The 16,361-nt window shown below is 39.3% G+C and carries 16 protein-coding genes and 2 pseudogenes; 16 read left to right on the top strand and 2 right to left on the bottom strand.

All coding sequences use genetic code 11. The features are described 5' to 3' along the window. Positions 1 to 94 precede the first annotated feature (94 nt). The 11 genes from TZ90_RS07345 (at position 95) to rpsI (ending at position 9,908) form a co-directional block, all read left to right on the top strand. Complete coding sequence (locus TZ90_RS07345; protein WP_045612291.1) at positions 95 to 658, top strand: ECF transporter S component; 564 nt, start codon at positions 95 to 97, stop codon at positions 656 to 658. Next, positions 648 to 1,298 (top strand): phosphatase PAP2 family protein, encoded by a 651-nt coding sequence (locus TZ90_RS07340; protein WP_045612290.1) that lies wholly within the window; start codon positions 648 to 650, stop codon positions 1,296 to 1,298. Before TZ90_RS07345 ends, TZ90_RS07340 begins: the two co-directional genes overlap by 11 nt. Positions 1,299 to 1,325: 27 nt before the next feature. Beyond that, the gene (locus TZ90_RS07335; RefSeq protein WP_000867293.1) at positions 1,326 to 1,745 is read left to right on the top strand and encodes a hypothetical protein; all 420 of its coding nucleotides are present in this window, start codon (positions 1,326 to 1,328) and stop codon (positions 1,743 to 1,745) included. A 4-nt stretch (positions 1,746 to 1,749) separates the two neighbouring features. Then, the gene (locus TZ90_RS07330; RefSeq protein ID WP_185757433.1) at positions 1,750 to 2,199 is read left to right on the top strand and encodes a GNAT family N-acetyltransferase; all 450 of its coding nucleotides are present in this window, start codon (positions 1,750 to 1,752) and stop codon (positions 2,197 to 2,199) included. A 270-nt stretch (positions 2,200 to 2,469) separates the two neighbouring features. Beyond that, positions 2,470 to 3,516: a phenylalanine--tRNA ligase subunit alpha gene (pheS, locus tag TZ90_RS07325; RefSeq protein WP_000103743.1), complete on the top strand. Its 1,047-nt coding sequence runs from the start codon at positions 2,470 to 2,472 to the stop codon at positions 3,514 to 3,516. Further along, entirely contained in the window at positions 3,516 to 4,025 is a 510-nt protein-coding gene (locus TZ90_RS07320; protein ID WP_045612288.1) for a GNAT family N-acetyltransferase, read from the top strand. Before pheS ends, TZ90_RS07320 begins: the two co-directional genes overlap by 1 nt. Before the next feature lie 76 nt (positions 4,026 to 4,101). Continuing rightward, positions 4,102 to 6,507, top strand: coding sequence for a phenylalanine--tRNA ligase subunit beta (gene pheT / locus TZ90_RS07315; RefSeq protein WP_045612287.1), 2,406 nt, complete (start codon positions 4,102 to 4,104; stop codon positions 6,505 to 6,507). 238 nt (positions 6,508 to 6,745) lie between these two features. Next, complete coding sequence (locus TZ90_RS07310; protein WP_045612286.1) at positions 6,746 to 7,639, top strand: ABC transporter ATP-binding protein; 894 nt, start codon at positions 6,746 to 6,748, stop codon at positions 7,637 to 7,639. Continuing rightward, the gene (locus TZ90_RS07305) at positions 7,636 to 8,835 is read left to right on the top strand and encodes an ABC transporter permease (protein ID WP_045612285.1); all 1,200 of its coding nucleotides are present in this window, start codon (positions 7,636 to 7,638) and stop codon (positions 8,833 to 8,835) included. Before TZ90_RS07310 ends, TZ90_RS07305 begins: the two co-directional genes overlap by 4 nt. Before the next feature lie 215 nt (positions 8,836 to 9,050). Further along, the gene (rplM, locus tag TZ90_RS07300; protein ID WP_001044624.1) at positions 9,051 to 9,497 is read left to right on the top strand and encodes a 50S ribosomal protein L13; all 447 of its coding nucleotides are present in this window, start codon (positions 9,051 to 9,053) and stop codon (positions 9,495 to 9,497) included. A gap of 18 nt (positions 9,498 to 9,515) precedes the next feature. Continuing rightward, positions 9,516 to 9,908, top strand: coding sequence for a 30S ribosomal protein S9 (rpsI, locus tag TZ90_RS07295; protein ID WP_000075964.1), 393 nt, complete (start codon positions 9,516 to 9,518; stop codon positions 9,906 to 9,908). 112 nt (positions 9,909 to 10,020) lie between these two features. Here the strand turns inward: rpsI and TZ90_RS10040 are convergent. Both TZ90_RS10040 and TZ90_RS07290 read right to left on the bottom strand, forming a co-directional pair. Next, positions 10,021 to 10,134 (bottom strand): annotated as a pseudogene (locus TZ90_RS10040) (integrase); the annotation flags it as partial. 48 nt (positions 10,135 to 10,182) lie between these two features. Further along, positions 10,183 to 10,420 (bottom strand): annotated as a pseudogene (locus TZ90_RS07290) (cytoplasmic protein). Positions 10,421 to 11,275: 855 nt separating this feature from the next. Here TZ90_RS07290 and TZ90_RS07285 point away from each other — a divergent pair. The 5 genes from TZ90_RS07285 to TZ90_RS07265 all read left to right on the top strand — a co-directional run bounded on the left by TZ90_RS07285 (position 11,276) and on the right by TZ90_RS07265 (position 16,360). After that, positions 11,276 to 11,617, top strand: a complete 342-nt coding sequence (locus TZ90_RS07285) for a helix-turn-helix domain-containing protein (protein WP_045612284.1) — start codon at positions 11,276 to 11,278, stop codon at positions 11,615 to 11,617. A 3-nt stretch (positions 11,618 to 11,620) separates the two neighbouring features. Beyond that, the gene (locus tag TZ90_RS07280) at positions 11,621 to 12,508 is read left to right on the top strand and encodes a hypothetical protein (RefSeq protein WP_045612282.1); all 888 of its coding nucleotides are present in this window, start codon (positions 11,621 to 11,623) and stop codon (positions 12,506 to 12,508) included. A 112-nt stretch (positions 12,509 to 12,620) separates the two neighbouring features. Further along, positions 12,621 to 13,487: an ImmA/IrrE family metallo-endopeptidase gene (locus TZ90_RS07275; protein ID WP_045612281.1), complete on the top strand. Its 867-nt coding sequence runs from the start codon at positions 12,621 to 12,623 to the stop codon at positions 13,485 to 13,487. 1 nt (position 13,488) lies between these two features. Then, on the top strand, positions 13,489 to 14,163 hold the full coding sequence (locus TZ90_RS07270) for a LexA family transcriptional regulator (protein WP_045612280.1): 675 nt from the start codon (positions 13,489 to 13,491) through the stop codon (positions 14,161 to 14,163). A gap of 271 nt (positions 14,164 to 14,434) precedes the next feature. Further along, positions 14,435 to 16,360 (top strand): DNA cytosine methyltransferase, encoded by a 1,926-nt coding sequence (locus TZ90_RS07265; RefSeq protein ID WP_052691055.1) that lies wholly within the window; start codon positions 14,435 to 14,437, stop codon positions 16,358 to 16,360. Position 16,361: the final 1 nt, after the last annotated feature.

Genomic DNA, 16,361 nt, shown 5'->3' with positions numbered 1-16,361 from the left:
GTGCGAGGGAACTTTTGGGGTATAAAAAGTGAGAATAGATAGGGGAATCCTTTCTAACTTCTTCTGATTTTATAGAAAATTGGAGGAACCTGTTATGACAAACACACGTCGACTTTCGACCATTGCGATTCTATCAGCCATCTCATTTGTGCTGATGTACTTTGACTTTCCGCTTTTGCCAGCGGCGTCCTTCCTCAAGATCGAATTTAGTATCTTGCCAGTCCTTGTGGGTCTGGTGGTCATGGATTTGCCTGCTGCTCTAGGAATTCTCTTGCTTCGCTCACTCTTGAAATTGCTTCTTAATAGTCAAGGAGTGAATACTTACATTGGTTTGCCGATGAATATCGTAGCTTTGGGAGTTTTTGTCATCGTATTTGCTTTGATTTGGAAAAAGGAACGGACAACTCTTCGTTTCCTACTAGGCTCTCTAGCTGGGACTATTGGTTTAACCGTGGCTATGTTGGTTCTCAACTATGTTTATGCTGTTCCTTTGTACGCTAAGTTTGCTAACTTTGATATTGGAAAAATTTTGGGACTTTCCAACTACCTAATGACCATGGTATTACCTTTTAACTTGATTGAGGGTGTAATCTTTTCCGTTTCATTCTGGTTGTTGTATGTTCTCTTGAAACCAACCTTAAAACATTATGAGAAATAAACAAACATTTTTAATGAAGGGCAGTTTTGCCCTTTTACTTTTCGTTATTCTTGGCTACATGGTCAAATTTTACCCTGAAACGCTGGTCGGTTTTGACCAACCGATACAGACTGCCGTTCGAGGAGACTTGCCAGATTACTTGACTATTCTTTTCAGGGCCATCACACGCTTGATTGATATCCCAGTGATTATCACTTGGGTTGTCATTACAGCTTTTGTCTTTTATCGTAAGCGGTGGAAGATAGAAAGTTTCTTCATGCTGGGAAATCTGGCTTTGGCAGGTCTTTTAATCGTGACCTTTAAAAATATTTACCAGCGCCCACGACCAGCTATTTTACACTTGGTTGAGGAGAAGGGATTTTCCTTTCCAAGTGGCCATTCTCTGGCTGTAACCTTGATGGTCGGTTCTCTGATTGTCATTCTCAGTCAACGGATGAAAGATCCAGTCTGGAGAAAAATCGTGCAAATCGTCCTTGTTATCTACCTAGTCAGTGTGTTGGTATCAAGGGTCTATCTGGGAGTTCATTACCCATCAGACGTTCTTGCCAGTCTCTGTGTGGGCTTGGGAGTATTGTTTATCGAATTTCCCTTCTATGACAAGCTCCGCTTCCAATGGCGATTTAAAGGCAAGCAGAAGTGACTATCAAATTCCTTTGAGGAGAAAGAAATGAAAGTCAATATAGCAGATCTTCATCCGACTCAACTATACTTATCAGAAAAGAAGTTGCAAGATATTCAGATGCTTTACCAGTCGGCAGAAACAATCCAAGTCGATCCAATCAGTATTCTTGCCTTTGGAGATTGCTTGTTGATTACAGATGGGCATCACAGGGCTTATCAGGCTTTATTGGCAGGTCGGGATACGATTTCTGCTGAGTGGGATAGAGATGGTGGTGATGAACTATATCATCTCTATGCGCAAGCCTGCGAAGAAAGAAAAATTTACTCTGTTCTGGATTTAAAAAATCATATCTTAGCTCAAGATGAGTATGAAGCAAAATGGTATAACTGGTGTGATGGTTTTAATCAAGCAGCAACTCTTTTGTTGAAAAGGAAAGCAGATGAAACAGACCCTACAAATAGATAATTCACTGCGTCTTGTTCCTTATTATAAGGTCAATCATTGTGAAGAAGCTCTTGCTTGGTATCAGGATGTGAACTTGGTTCACCTCGTAGATGGGGTGAAGCTTCCTTATAGTCAAGAAACTTTGGAAGCCATGTATTCCTATTTGGATCAGCATGGTGAGCTTTTTTGGATTGAAGTCAAGGAGAAGGGTGAATGGTTTCCAATTGGGGATGTTACACTATCTCAGGACAATCTCCCCATTGTGATTGGAAATCCCGCTTACCAACATCGAGGACTTGGAAAAAAGATCCTAAGTACTTTGATTGAATTGGCTCGAGTAAAAGGATGGAAAGAATTGAGAGTCAAGGAAATCTACACTTACAATCATGTATCTAGGCGCTGTTTCAAGTCGCTTGGATTTATGGAAAATGGAGCAACAGAAAAAGGAACGAGTTTTGTATTGAAATTAGTCTAATCTAACTTGTTTTTTAACTAAAAATCTGATAAACTAAGTAGTAATTGAATAGAAATCCGCAAGACTAGTAACTCAAGGGAAGTATATCAGGGAGGAGAGCCGTGACTGCAAGCTCTTTATATGAAAGCTGGGTGAATTCACTTGCGCATGGATTTAGAAATGAAGGTCTGACTTGTCAGATGAAAACGGATGGTACCGCGTGTCAACGCTCCGAGTGGAGTTTTTGGCATGTGGTTTTCTTTTTATCTACGAGCGACTGATGGAGGAATTATGTCAACTATTGAAGAACAATTAAAAGCGCTTCGTGAAGAAACGCTGGCTAGCTTGAAGCAGATTACTGCTGAAAATGAAAAAGAGATGCAAGATTTGCGTGTCTCTGTCCTTGGTAAAAAGGGATCGCTCACTGAAATCCTCAAAGGGATGAAAGATGTCTCTGCTGAGATGCGTCCGATTATCGGGAAACATGTCAATGAAGCGCGTGATGTCTTGACAGCAGCTTTTGAAGAAACTGCTAAGCTTTTGGAAGAAAAGAAAGTTGCAGCTCAATTAGCAAGTGAGAGTATCGATGTGACCCTTCCAGGTCGTCCAGTTGCGACTGGTCACCGCCACGTCCTCACACAAACCAGTGAAGAAATCGAAGATATCTTCATCGGTATGGGTTACCAAGTCGTGGATGGTTTTGAAGTGGAGCAAGACTACTATAACTTTGAGCGTATGAACCTTCCCAAAGACCACCCAGCTCGCGATATGCAGGATACTTTCTATATCACTGAAGAAATCTTGCTCCGTACCCACACGTCTCCAGTTCAGGCGCGTGCTATGGATGCCCATGATTTTTCTAAAGGTCCTTTGAAGATGATCTCGCCAGGGCGTGTGTTCCGTCGTGATACGGACGATGCGACTCACAGTCACCAGTTCCACCAAATCGAAGGCTTGGTTGTTGGGAAGAACATTTCTATGGCAGATCTTCAAGGAACCCTGCAGTTGATTGTCCAAAAAATGTTCGGTGAAGAGCGTCAAATCCGTCTGCGTCCATCCTACTTCCCATTCACAGAGCCATCTGTTGAGGTGGATGTTTCTTGCTTCAAGTGTGGTGGAGAAGGCTGTAACGTATGTAAGAAAACAGGTTGGATCGAAATTATGGGGGCCGGTATGGTTCACCCACGTGTCCTTGAAATGAGTGGTATCGATGCGACAGTTTACTCTGGATTTGCCTTTGGTCTTGGTCAAGAGCGTGTAGCTATGCTCCGTTACGGAATCAACGATATCCGTGGATTCTACCAAGGAGATGTCCGCTTCTCAGAACAGTTTAAATAATGATTAGAAAAGTAGAAAAGGCAGATGTTGGGGTGTTGTCCAAAATTGCCAAACAAACCTTTAGTGAAACATTTGCTCATGATAATACGGAAGAGCAGTTACAGGAATACTTTGAAGAGTCTTATAGTCTGAGAGTTTTGTCAACTGAGTTGGAAAATCCAGAATCCGAAACCTATTTCATTATGCATGAAGAGGAGATAGCTGGTTTTCTCAAAGTCAACTGGGGAAGTGCTCAGACTGAGAGAGAATTAGAGGATGCTTTTGAAATTCAACGCCTCTATGTGCTACAAAAATTCCAAGGATTTGGATTCGGTAAGCAACTGTTTGAATTCGCTCTGGAACTTGCCGAAAAAAATGGTTTTTCCTGGGCTTGGCTAGGTGTTTGGGAGCATAATACAAAAGCTCAAGCGTTTTATAATCGATATGGTTTTGAAAAATTTAGCCAACATCATTTTATGGTTGGTCAAAAAGTAGATACAGATTGGTTACTGAAAAAGAAATTAAGGTAAGAAGATGATTCTTCTATTGAAATGATAGGAAAGGAAAAGAACCAGAGTGGCAACTGTCATTCTGGAAAACTAAATTATGCTTGTATCTTATAAATGGTTAAAAGAATTGGTGGACATTGATGTGCCATCACAAGAGTTGGCTGAAAAAATGTCAACTACAGGGATCGAGGTAGAAGGTGTCGAATCACCTGCTGCTGGTCTCTCAAAAATTGTCGTCGGTGAGGTCTTGTCTTGCGAAGATGTGCCAGAAACTCACCTCCATGTTTGTCAGGTTAACGTTGGCGAAGAAGAAGCCCGTCAAATCGTCTGTGGTGCACCGAATGTGCGTGCTGGTATCAAGGTTATGGTGGCTCTTCCAGGAGCTCGTATCGCTGACAATTACAAAATCAAAAAAGGAAAAATCCGTGGTTTAGAGTCACTTGGAATGATCTGTTCGCTTGGTGAACTGGGAATTTCTGACTCAGTTGTACCTAAGGAATTTGCAGATGGCATCCAAATCTTGCCAGAAAATGCCGTTCCAGGTGAGGAAGTCTTCTCATATCTAGACTTGGATGATGAAATCATCGAACTTTCTATCACACCCAATCGTGCGGATGCCCTTTCTATGCGTGGAGTGGCTCACGAAGTAGCAGCTATCTATGATAAGGCAGTCAACTTTAAAGAATTTACTCTTTCAGAAACTGACCAAGCTGCAGCAGATGCTCTTTCTGTGGGTATTGAGACAGACAAGGCGCCTTACTATGCAGCTCGTATCTTGGACAATGTGACCATCGCACCAAGTCCACAATGGTTGCAAAATCTTCTTATGAATGAAGGAATCCGTCCAATCAATAATGTAGTGGACGTGACCAACTACATCCTTCTCTACTTTGGTCAACCAATGCACGCCTTTGACTTGGATACCTTTGAAGGGAGTGACATCCGTGTACGTGAAGCGCGTGCTGGTGAAAAATTGGTGACCTTGGATGGCGAAGAACGTGACTTGGACGTGAATGACTTAGTTATCACTGTCGCAGACAAGCCAGTAGCCCTTGCAGGTGTCATGGGCGGTCAAGCAACAGAAATCTCTGATAAATCTAGTCGTGTCGTCCTTGAAGCTGCAGTCTTCAACGGAAAATCTATCCGCAAGACCAGTGGTCGCCTCAACCTTCGTTCTGAGTCATCTTCTCGCTTTGAAAAAGGCATCAATGTGGCAACAGTCAATGAAGCCCTTGATGCGGCAGCTAGCATGATTGCAGAACTTACAGGTGCGACGGTGCGTAAAGGTATCGTTTCAGCGGGTGAGCTTGATACCTCTGATGTGAAAGTTTCTTCAACTCTTGCTGATGTTAACCGTGTCCTCGGAACTGAGCTTTCTTATGCTGATGTAGAAGACGTCTTCCGTCGTCTTGGCTTTGGTCTTTCTGGAAATGCAGATAGCTTTACAGTCAGCGTCCCACGTCGCCGTTGGGATATCACCATCGAAGCGGACCTCTTTGAAGAAATCGCTCGTATCTATGGATATGACCGCTTGCCAACCAGCCTTCCAAAAGACGATGGTACAGCTGGTGAATTGACTGCGACACAAAAATTGCGTCGCCAAGTTCGTACTATTGCTGAAGGGGCAGGTTTGACAGAAATTATTACCTACGCTCTAACAACTCCTGAAAAAGCAGTTGAGTTCACAGCTCAACCAAGTAACCTTACTGAACTTATGTGGCCAATGACTGTGGACCGTTCTGTTCTTCGTCAAAATATGATCTCAGGGATCCTTGATACGGTAGCCTACAATGTAGCACGTAAGAATAAAAACTTGGCCCTTTACGAGATTGGAAAAGTCTTTGAACAAACAGGCAATCCAAAAGAAGAACTTCCAAATGAAATCAACAGCTTTGCCTTTGCCTTGACAGGCTTGGTTGCTGAAAAAGATTTCCAAACGGCAGTAGTTCCAGTTGATTTCTTCTATGCTAAGGGAATCCTAGAAGCGCTCTTTACTCGCTTGGGACTTGCAGTGACCTATACAGCTACGGCTGAGATTGCAAGCCTCCACCCAGGTCGTACAGCTATGATTTCACTCGGTGACCAAGTTCTTGGTTTCCTTGGTCAAGTGCATCCAGTCACTGCTAAGGCTTACGATATTCCAGAAACGTATGTAGCTGAGCTCAATCTTTCAGCCATCGAAACTGCGCTTCAACCTGCTAATCCATTTGTAGAAATTACTAAATTCCCAGCAGTTAGCCGTGACGTTGCCCTTCTCCTCAAGGCAGAAGTGACTCACCAAGAAGTTGTGGACGCTATCCAAGCTGCCGGTGTGAAACGTTTGACAGATATCAAACTCTTTGACGTCTTCTCAGGCGAAAAATTGGGACTTGGTATGAAGTCAATGGCTTATAGCTTGACCTTCCAAAATCCGGAAGATAGCTTAACGGACGAAGAAGTCGCACGCTATATGGAAAAAATCCAAGCGTCTCTCGAAGAAAAAGTCAATGCAGAAGTGCGTTAAAGTATCAATCCATCCTTCGGGGTGGATTTTTGCTTTTTAAATAACAATTCAGGATCAAAAATAGACAGTTGAGGAACAGAGAAGGTAAATTGGAGTTCACCACGGTATAATGGATTTATCACTAAAAACGCTCCATGCCATATTTTACATAGCATTAGCCTTATAAAAATGGACAGAAATTATTGTAAAGGCTATCAAAAAGGAGTATAATGAGTGAAAGACATTTCGGAGGTGAAAGATGCTAGAAGTAAGAAGTCTAGAGAAAAGTTTTGGACCCAAGCAAGTTTTGTTTGGCATTGACTTTCAAGCGCGACCAGGTCGTATTTTGGGATTAGTCGGGAAAAACGGTGCTGGGAAGACAACAATTTTCCACAGTATTTTGAAGTTTTTAGAATATCAAGGAGAAATCAGTCTAGATGGTCAGGATATTCGTCAAGAGACCTATGCTCGGATTGGCTATCTGCCTGAAGAACGTAGTCTCATGCCTAAATTGACAGTCCTTGAACAAGTTCGCTATTTGGCGACTCTAAAAGGCATGGATGCCAAGGAGGTCAAGGAAAAACTCCCTCAATGGATGAAGAGGTTGGAAGTGAAAGGGAAGCTGACTGATAAAATCAAGAGTCTGTCAAAAGGAAATCAGCAGAAGATTCAGCTCATTATTACTCTGATTCATGAACCAGACTTGATTATCTTGGATGAGCCTTTCAGTGGCTTGGACCCAGTTAATACTGAATTGCTCAAGCAAGTCATTTTTCAGGAAAAAGAGCGTGGAGCAACCATTATCTTTTCTGATCATGTCATGACCAACGTAGAGGAGCTTTGTGACGATATTCTCATGATTCGAGATGGCCGTGTGGTCTTGCATGGACCAGTTCAGGATGTCCGAAATCAATACGGGAAAACGCGTCTTTTTGTTTCAAGTGAACGAAGCAAGGAAGAATTGGAAAACCTTCCTCATGTCAAACAGGTGAGCTTGACCAAACAAGGCAGTTGGAAATTGATTTTAGATGATGAGAGCGCTGGAAGGGAACTCTTCCCAATCTTGACTCAAGGGCAATATATCGCAACCTTTGACCAACAAGCGCCAACAATTGATGAAATCTTTAAACTAGAATCAGGGGTGGAAGTATGAGAAATATGTGGGTTGTAATGAAGGAAACCTATCTTCGACATGTCAAATCGTGGAGTTTCTTCTTTATGGTGATTTCGCCGTTCCTCTTTTTAGCCTTATCTGTAGGAATCGGCTATCTCCAAGGGTCTTCTATGGCCAAGAATAGTAAGATAGCAGTAGTAACAACTGTGCCATCTGTGGAAGATGGGCTCAAGAGTACCAATGGTATCAACTTTGATTATCAGGATGAAGCCAGTGCCCAAGCTGCTATCAAGGATGAAAAAATCAAGGGTTATCTAACGATTGATCAAGAGGACAGCGTCTTCAAGGCCGTCTATCATGGTGAAACCTCTCTTGAAACAGGCATCAAGCTAGCAGTAACCAATAAACTCAATGAGCTTCAAGCTCAACTCAATCGCTCGGCTGCTAATTTGTCCCAAGAGCAGGAAAAGCGCCTGAGTCAAACCGTTGACTTTACGGAGAAGATTGATGAATCCAAGGAAAACAAAAAAATTGTTCAAACCATTGCGGCCGCAGGGCTTGGTTTCTTCCTTTATATGATTTTGATTACCTATGCTAGTGTCACTGCCCAGGAAGTGGCTAGCGAGAAAGGAACCAAAATTATGGAGGTGGTCTTCTCTAGTATCCGAGCTAGTCATTATTTCTACGCTCGCATGCTGGCTCTGCTTCTTGTGATTTTGACCCATATTGGCATTTACGTCGTGGGTGGACTTGCTGCCATTCTTCTCTTTAAGGACCTACCAATCTTGGCACAATCTGGTATTTTAAACCATATAGGAGAGGCTTTCTCGCTCAACACCTTATTGTTTGTCTTGGTTAGCCTCTTTATGTACGTTGTTTTAGCAGCCTTCCTAGGTTCTATGGTTTCTCGTCCTGAGGACTCAGGAAAAGCCTTGTCGCCTTTGATGATTTTGATTATAGGTGGTTTTTTTGGAGTTACAGCTCTAGGTGCAGCTGGTGACAATCTCATCTTGAAGATTGGTTCATATATTCCCTTTATTTCGACTTTCTTCATGCCGTTTAGAGCTATTAATGGTTATGCAAATGGGTTAGAAGCTTGGATTTCGCTTGCTATTACGATTGCTTTTGCAGTAACGGCAACAGTCTTTATCGGACGTATGTATGCTAGCCTCGTTCTGCAAACAGATGATTTAGGTCCTTGGAAAACCTTTAAACGTGCCTTATCTTATAAATAGAAGAGCCTCGCGAAAGCGAGGTTTTTTAGAGATAAAAAGAGTGGAATTCAGAAAAATATTTTTCATATCTATTGACTTTTAGAGGTGAAATTTGGTATTATAGTAGGCGGTATTGTTTACCCCATTTGAAAGGCCCCGGAACCTTCCAAATACTTTTCGATGGGAAGGAACACCCATCACCGTAAACAAAAATCGAACTATATATAGGAGAAATCATGAACAAAACAACATTTATGGCTAAACCAGGCCAAGTTGAACGTAAATGGTACGTAGTTGACGCAACTGATGTACCACTTGGACGTCTTTCTGCAGTAGTTGCTAGCGTACTTCGCGGAAAAAACAAACCAACATTTACACCACACACTGATACAGGTGACTTTGTGATTGTTATCAATGCTGAAAAAGTTAAATTGACTGGTAAAAAAGCAACTGATAAAATCTACTACACTCACTCAAACCACCCAGGTGGATTGAAACAAATCTCTGCAGGTGAACTTCGTTCTAAAAATGCAGTACGTTTGATCGAGAAATCAGTTAAAGGTATGCTTCCACACAATACTCTTGGACGCGCTCAAGGTATGAAGTTGAAAGTATTTGTTGGAGCTGAGCACACTCACGCTGCACAACAACCAGAAGTTCTTGATATTTCAGGACTTATCTAAGGAAAGGAACAATAAAGTATGTCACAAGCACAATATGCAGGTACTGGACGTCGTAAAAACGCTGTTGCACGCGTTCGCCTTGTTCCAGGAACTGGTAAAATCACTGTTAACAAAAAAGATGTTGAAGAGTACATCCCACACGCTGACCTTCGTCTTGTAATCAACCAACCATTCGCAGTTACTTCAACTGCAGGTTCATACGACGTTTTCGTTAACGTTGTAGGTGGTGGATACGCTGGTCAATCAGGAGCTATCCGTCACGGTATCGCTCGTGCCCTTCTTCAAGTAGACCCAGACTTCCGCGATTCATTGAAACGCGCAGGACTTCTTACACGTGACTCACGTAAAGTTGAACGTAAGAAACCAGGTCTTAAGAAAGCTCGTAAAGCTAGCCAGTTCTCAAAACGTTAAGAACCAGCTACAATACAGCATTTACAGCACTTCATGGTTCACACCATGGAGTGTTTTTTTTTTGATGATTTTTAGCAAAATTCACACCATTTTTCACACCAAATTCACACCATTACTTTTTAAGATTGCGATAAGCAATCTCTCCAACAGCCATTGGAATGACATTTGAAGTGTTGACATAAGTCTTAGTTGTAATAGTATCACTATGGGTTAGAGCTTTATAGATTCCATAGTTTAATCCAGTTTTAGCTATTTTATTTTCTCCTTTATTTTGTTATTTTTTGAGTACTAGCTTCTCAGTAAAAACATTGAGAGCAGGTACCACAGAATTTCCATTCAGCGAAGTGTCCGATAAGAAAATAGGATTAACTGCTTCAACAAGAGCATCTTCTGGAAATACTGTTGTAGAAGCTGTTGTAATAACTGTTGTAATAGCGTGGTGCATTCCCCAATTTTTCGTAGTAAGTAGTGCCGATAAATTTTGGTAGCATGACAAGTGTTTCTGGGATCATAAGAGCTTCCTTTCTGAGTGTAAAATAAAAAGAGTTAAGCTAGTTGCTTCTCTCTTGAGTAATAGTGATTAAAAATTTTGCGTTTATACATGCGACTATAGAATTGAATACCACCATGAGCATAGCCATTCCTACGAGCATCTTGAGTAGATCTATTTGAGCCTGAGCATAGAGTTTGGCCTGTAGTTTATCAGACTTACTAAACATACCATAGGTGAATTCATAGTTATCATAGAGTCGTTTACATTGTAGTGCGAAAAAAGTTTGTCATATCATTCTCCTTTATTGCAAGACGTAAAAAAGCTACTAAGAAAAAAGAAGACTTAGTAGCTTGAGAGTGAGTCTATCAAGGTAGATAGACAGCAGTAAAGAGAAGTTATTTGGTTGAAGGATTCCTCCTTCACGGTGGCAACGTTTAGCAAGGTGCATTGCATGAATTACCCTCTCTTTCCCAGCCAACCTCAATAGGTAGTCATTATCATACCCATGGGATTCTCTTACACCCTTTGGCGAAGCCAGTTCACTTTACTATTCGGAAAAGTGCGAAAGTCCGAAATGCGTGGAAGCCCACAAAATGTTTTAAATCTTCACTTCAACCATCAAACAGACTTGACTTTTCTTTCCAAAACGTTTACAATAAAGGTACGAAGTTTAGTGTAGTTTTGGCAATCAGTCCTTTGGTTGTCAGACGCACTTTTTATTTAATTTTCAAAGATCGTGATTTAGCCTTGAAGATAAGGTTATTATTTTCAATCGCCATACAACTATAAGTTGTTAAATCCATTGCACAACCAACAGTTGTAATTGTCAAGCATTTTTTGAAAAATTTAAAAATATTTTTTAAGGGGAATTATAATGGATCTTGCGGAACACCTTAAGACCTTGAGAAAACAGGCTAAAATGACCCAAGCCCAAGTCGCAAAAGCTATCGAAATTTCGCAACAAGGATACGCTTATTGGGAACAAGGAAAAAAACGTCCAAGTTACGATAATCTCGTGAAGATTGCTAAACTCTTTAATATATCTGTCGATACCTTGGTATCAAATGAAACAAATGATGATATTGACTTATCAGAAGTAGAATTGCTCTTCAGAACTACATCAGATGGTATGAGCAATGAAGAAAAAGAAGTCTTCAAACAAGAGTTGCTTCAGTTTATGAAGGAGCGGAGGAAGGTTTTTGAGGAGGAAAAATAAACAATGGGAAATTATACTATAAGCGAAGAGAGAATGCTTTCTCGTATAAAAAGTTTTGCGAGTAAAAGAGGGGGGTATTTACTACTATTGTTTGATTTTTTATTACTAATTATTTCTCTTCTTCTTATACCTATAATCCTTGTAATTGATTTCTTTCTTGGCTGGTTTATCGGATGGAAAACAGTACTATTCGATTTGTTGATACTTGGCTCTCTTCCCTTTCTGGCTCTACTTCTCATTGTTAGATTTTATTTTTGTGAAATTGGAAAGATTGAAACTAGAATAGAAAGATTGTTATTGTCAATTTTTAATGCTGTAAACATTGTAGTCTCGTTTTGTATTTTTTCTATAATTTATAGTTTGTTTACTGAAGAAAATTCTATTTATGTAATTGATTCAAACTCATTGATTGCAGATGCTGTGTTTTTTCTAATTGTATTGATAATACTACATACAATAATTTCTTTGTTTATGAATACTTCATTTGAAGCCTTTAGCATATTGTATTTACTACTTGTTTCTATGATGAAGATTCTAGAATCTGTGGTAAATACTAACTGGCAAGTCATTATGATTTTATATACTTTAACAATACTGGTATTACATGAGGATAATATCAATCTTTTTGCAAAAAAGAAGATTGATACTGAGAAAAAAGAAGAGATAAAAGCATTTATAAGTTACTTGAAAGTCTACGTAGGTATAATTCCACTATCGCTATATGGAGGAGTGTCTATTTCTAATTTGTATCCAATAAAGATACTTTCAAGTATAGGTGATCAATATAACGAGTTGATCAGTGGAGCGATTTATACTATCTCTATATTTACAGTTTCTCTGTCTATGATTCAGATTGTATTGATGTTTCTTAGAAAAAAATTACGAGATTAGATTACATTTTCATTTACTGAACACATATTCTATTTTTCTAGTGGACAATCGTCCACTTTTTCTATATAATTATTGTTAGTTTATAAAACAACAAGGACTTCAAGGAGGTATTATGGATACACGATACAGCCAAATTAAGGAAGTTGCAAATCGTTATATTTACAAGTATATCAAGGAGAATGACTCTTCTCTTCTAGGTTATAACTTTGAAGGATTTTTCAACCATGTGGTTGAGAGTCACAATATCAAGGTTATGGAGCATCATTTTTCTAGTAGAAAGATTGAGGGACTGACCTTGATTGATGAGAGTGGTATTTCTTTCTCCTATGAAAAGGAAAATCCGCAAGTAAAACAGAACTTTACGAAGTGCCATGAGTTGGGGCATTTTCTGCTACAGCATACTGGCTCTTTCTTTACAGAGCTAAAGGATGAATCTGACTCTATCTTTGAGAGCGAAGCAAATCTCTTTTCTGCATTTGTGCTTATGCCAAGCATTGTTTTGCTGTCAAAGATATTTTATAGGCATGATAGTTTTGCACGAGTGATGAAAGACTTAAAGGTTTCAGCTGAAGCCTTGGTCTATCGCTTGAGATACTTATTCAGTAATGAAACGACTCATTCATTAGATAAGGTTAATCATGCAATTCAAGACTATAAAAATGGTCAATTAGATAGAATTGTGGATATGTTTAGTTTGTTGAAGTCTTCTATTATCGCAGAGTACCAGCAAGTCATCATAGATATGTTGGCCAAAGTTTATCATTTGCTAACTAGAGACGGCTATCTGTCAGACCGACAAATCTTTGAATTGAAGGACAAAGCGTTTAGACAGACCTTGGAAGATGAAAAATCAGATATTTCTTGTGGTCAACTTTTTGATTATGGTAAAGTCATTTACTTTGCCTGGGAAAAGGATAGATTAACAGAGAGACAAGCTATTAGTAACGCAAAGACACAGTTATTGTTAGAAAGGACATGAGATGTTCAATTGTACAAAATTAAAACAAAAACGTGAAGAGTTGGGGATGAAACAAAGCGAGATTGCACGACTTCTTGACATTAATCGCTCTTCTTATTTCTCTTGGGAAAATAGCAGGGCGGTCCCAAACAAAGCCAATTTGAAAAAGATTGCTGAGATTTTAGGAGTGACTGAGGAGTTCTTCTATGAGGAAGAAATTGCTATGCTTTATAAGCAACTAAATTCTATCAATCAGACCAAGGCTATGAATTATGTTAAAGACTTAGTAGATAAGCAAGCTAATATTATTGCTATGCATACCTTCCCTTATCGTGTCTACGAGAGTCTATCAGCTGGTAGTGGTGCCACAGTCTATGATGATAAGAGTTTTGATACGGTTTGCTTTGATAAGGAACTAGCTCATGATTTTGCTTCCTGGATTTCAGGGGATTCCATGGAGCCTACCTATCATAACGGATCCGTTGCCCTTATCCGAGAGACTGGTTTTGATTATGATGGGGCAGTCTATGCGGTAGTGTGGAACTCTCAGACCTTTATTAAGAAAGTTTACCGTGAGGAAGAAGGGTTACGCCTAGTTTCCATTAACAAGGATTATAAGGACATCCATATTCCCTACGATGAAAATCCTCGTATTGTGGGCAAAATCGTAGGAGCCTTTACACCTTTGGAGGGCTGATATCGATTATTTTGACTATTCACGAGAGACAAAGTCTGATATTGTCTTTGTGGATATGAAATTCTTATATATCAGTGTGGAGCGCAGAAAATAGATTGGTGGGCGTCCAACTGGTGTATTAGATGGACTAAAATTATCGACAGCATATATTTCCCTTTCCAGTCAGCAAGGGAACACCAGGACCGTGGCATGATGAAATTGAACCTAAATTATGTTATACTTTTAGTTAAAGTATTTGGCGAGTAATCTTATATCTCAAGAAAGGGAATAAATGAAACAAACCACCTTATTTTCATTTGAAGAAGAGTATGATACTATTGATAGTATCGCTAAAAAAATGGATTTTAATATAGAGACACCAGGTTGGCCTGATAAGTTCGGTCAAAAATTAAGGAAATGGACTCAGGAAAATACGAAAGATAAAATTAGAACCCTGAGTTTATTTTCTGGAGCGGGGGGGCTTGACATAGGCTTTAATGATGCAGGTTTTGAAATAGTTGAATCGGTAGAAGTAGAAAAAGAATTTTGCAAGACTCTTGAGATAAATAGTGGATCATCAAAGACTTTTCCTGAGGCTAAAGTGAATTGTATTGATATTAGAAAATTTACAGGAGATAACTTAGGAAAAATTGATTTCATTATTGGAGGTCCTCCATGTCAAACGTTTAGTGCTGCTGGAAGAAGGGCCAGCGGAGTGTTGGGTACGACTGATGAAAGAGGTACATTATTTGAAGAATATGTCAGATTGTTAAAAAAGCTTTCTCCAAAAGGTTTTTTATTTGAAAACGTCTATGGAATTATAGGTGCCAGAGGTGGTGAGGATTGGAAAGGAATACAAAAGGCGTTTTCTGATGTTGGATATCACCTTTATTTTCGTATCTTGGATGCGGCTGATTATGGAGTTCCTCAACATAGAGAGCGTTTAATTATTATTGGATTAAAAGAGGGGGAGTTTAGTTTCCCTCGCCCAACTCATGGACCTGACTCAATAGAAGGAAGAGAGTTTTACAATGCTTCAACTGCAATAAGGGGCGTAAAAAGTAATGAGAATATTGTAGAGAATCAGCTTGGCGGAAAATATGGCTATCTTTTAAATGATATCCCGCCAGGATTAAATTACAGTTTCTATACTGAAGAGATGGGACATCCTAATCCAATTTTTGCTTGGAGATCTAAGTTCTCTGATTTTCTATATAAAGCTGATCCAATGACACCAACCAGAACAATAAAAGCTTCTGGTGGTGCATATACAGGACCATTGCATTGGGAAAATAGGTTTTTCTTTTACGAAGAGTATAAAAGATTACAAACGTTTCCTGATGATTATGAAATAAGTGGTAGTAAGAAAATTGCAGTTAAACAAATAGGAAATTCGGTCCCACCGCAGTTAGCTAGAATGTTAGCAATTGCCGTTAGAGAGCAGGTTTTTGGAACTTCATTTCCTTTTAAACTTAGTACTTTGGATAGAAATGAAACATTAAATTTTAGAAAACGGAAAAGGCAACTTACCCGAATATACAAAGAAAAAGCAAGGGCCGCTATTGAATCTTTAGATAAATCAATAGTGATAAAGCCAGAATCACGTTCTTACTATGCTTCGATTAATAATGTGTTTGATTTTAAAGAATGTGAAGAAGAAGCTCTTTTTCATATTGAAGTAATCTGGGAAGATAAGTTAATTTTTATCATAACAGAAGTTAAAAAGAAAAATTCTGAAAAAATTATTGAAATAGAAGTTAGTTCCGAAAAAGTTGGTTGGAATAAAAATATTGGAGGGATTGTTCTAGATATTAGGTCATCAGATCCAATGGCATATACAGTTGCTTGGAAAGCTTTTGAGGCTGAATTAATCAAGAATTCAATAAAGGCTGACTTGGTTCAATTGAATGGCTATTATCAATATCGTCCCAAGCTTTCATTTGACGTAAAGTTACATAGCAAAAGTAAACTGCTAAATATTATTCAAAGTGTCTTAGTTGGAGAATATACATCAAAAAATATTACAACAGATGTTCTGGCAGAGGCTTGGAATATTCGAAAAGATGAGGTTAGAAAATACGCAGAACTTTTAAAAGAGATTGGATACGAGATTAGAAATAGTAATACCAACCCACAAATAAAACAGGATGAATGGCTGATTCCGTATTCATTTCCGACATTAACTCCACTTAGTGTACAATTATGGAAAAAATTATAGA

Source organism: Streptococcus mitis (assembly GCF_000960005.1).
In the GTDB taxonomy this organism is placed as follows: Bacteria; Bacillota; Bacilli; order Lactobacillales; family Streptococcaceae; genus Streptococcus; species Streptococcus mitis_CK.
The sequence above is the reverse complement of the archived record's forward strand: the minus strand, read 5'-3'. Positions and strand labels throughout refer to the sequence as shown.

Coding starts and splice junctions, on each gene's coding strand:
- TZ90_RS07345 (WP_045612291.1), top strand. CDS start 95: ATGACAAACACACGTCGACTTTCGACCATTGCGATTCTATCAGCCATC.
- TZ90_RS07340 (WP_045612290.1), top strand. CDS start 648: ATGAGAAATAAACAAACATTTTTAATGAAGGGCAGTTTTGCCCTTTTA.
- TZ90_RS07335 (WP_000867293.1), top strand. CDS start 1,326: ATGAAAGTCAATATAGCAGATCTTCATCCGACTCAACTATACTTATCA.
- pheS (WP_000103743.1), top strand. CDS start 2,470: ATGTCAACTATTGAAGAACAATTAAAAGCGCTTCGTGAAGAAACGCTG.
- TZ90_RS07320 (WP_045612288.1), top strand. CDS start 3,516: ATGATTAGAAAAGTAGAAAAGGCAGATGTTGGGGTGTTGTCCAAAATT.
- pheT (WP_045612287.1), top strand. CDS start 4,102: ATGCTTGTATCTTATAAATGGTTAAAAGAATTGGTGGACATTGATGTG.
- TZ90_RS07310 (WP_045612286.1), top strand. CDS start 6,746: ATGCTAGAAGTAAGAAGTCTAGAGAAAAGTTTTGGACCCAAGCAAGTT.
- TZ90_RS07305 (WP_045612285.1), top strand. CDS start 7,636: ATGAGAAATATGTGGGTTGTAATGAAGGAAACCTATCTTCGACATGTC.
- rplM (WP_001044624.1), top strand. CDS start 9,051: ATGAACAAAACAACATTTATGGCTAAACCAGGCCAAGTTGAACGTAAA.
- rpsI (WP_000075964.1), top strand. CDS start 9,516: ATGTCACAAGCACAATATGCAGGTACTGGACGTCGTAAAAACGCTGTT.
- TZ90_RS07285 (WP_045612284.1), top strand. CDS start 11,276: ATGGATCTTGCGGAACACCTTAAGACCTTGAGAAAACAGGCTAAAATG.
- TZ90_RS07280 (WP_045612282.1), top strand. CDS start 11,621: ATGGGAAATTATACTATAAGCGAAGAGAGAATGCTTTCTCGTATAAAA.
- TZ90_RS07275 (WP_045612281.1), top strand. CDS start 12,621: ATGGATACACGATACAGCCAAATTAAGGAAGTTGCAAATCGTTATATT.
- TZ90_RS07270 (WP_045612280.1), top strand. CDS start 13,489: ATGTTCAATTGTACAAAATTAAAACAAAAACGTGAAGAGTTGGGGATG.
- TZ90_RS07265 (WP_052691055.1), top strand. CDS start 14,435: ATGAAACAAACCACCTTATTTTCATTTGAAGAAGAGTATGATACTATT.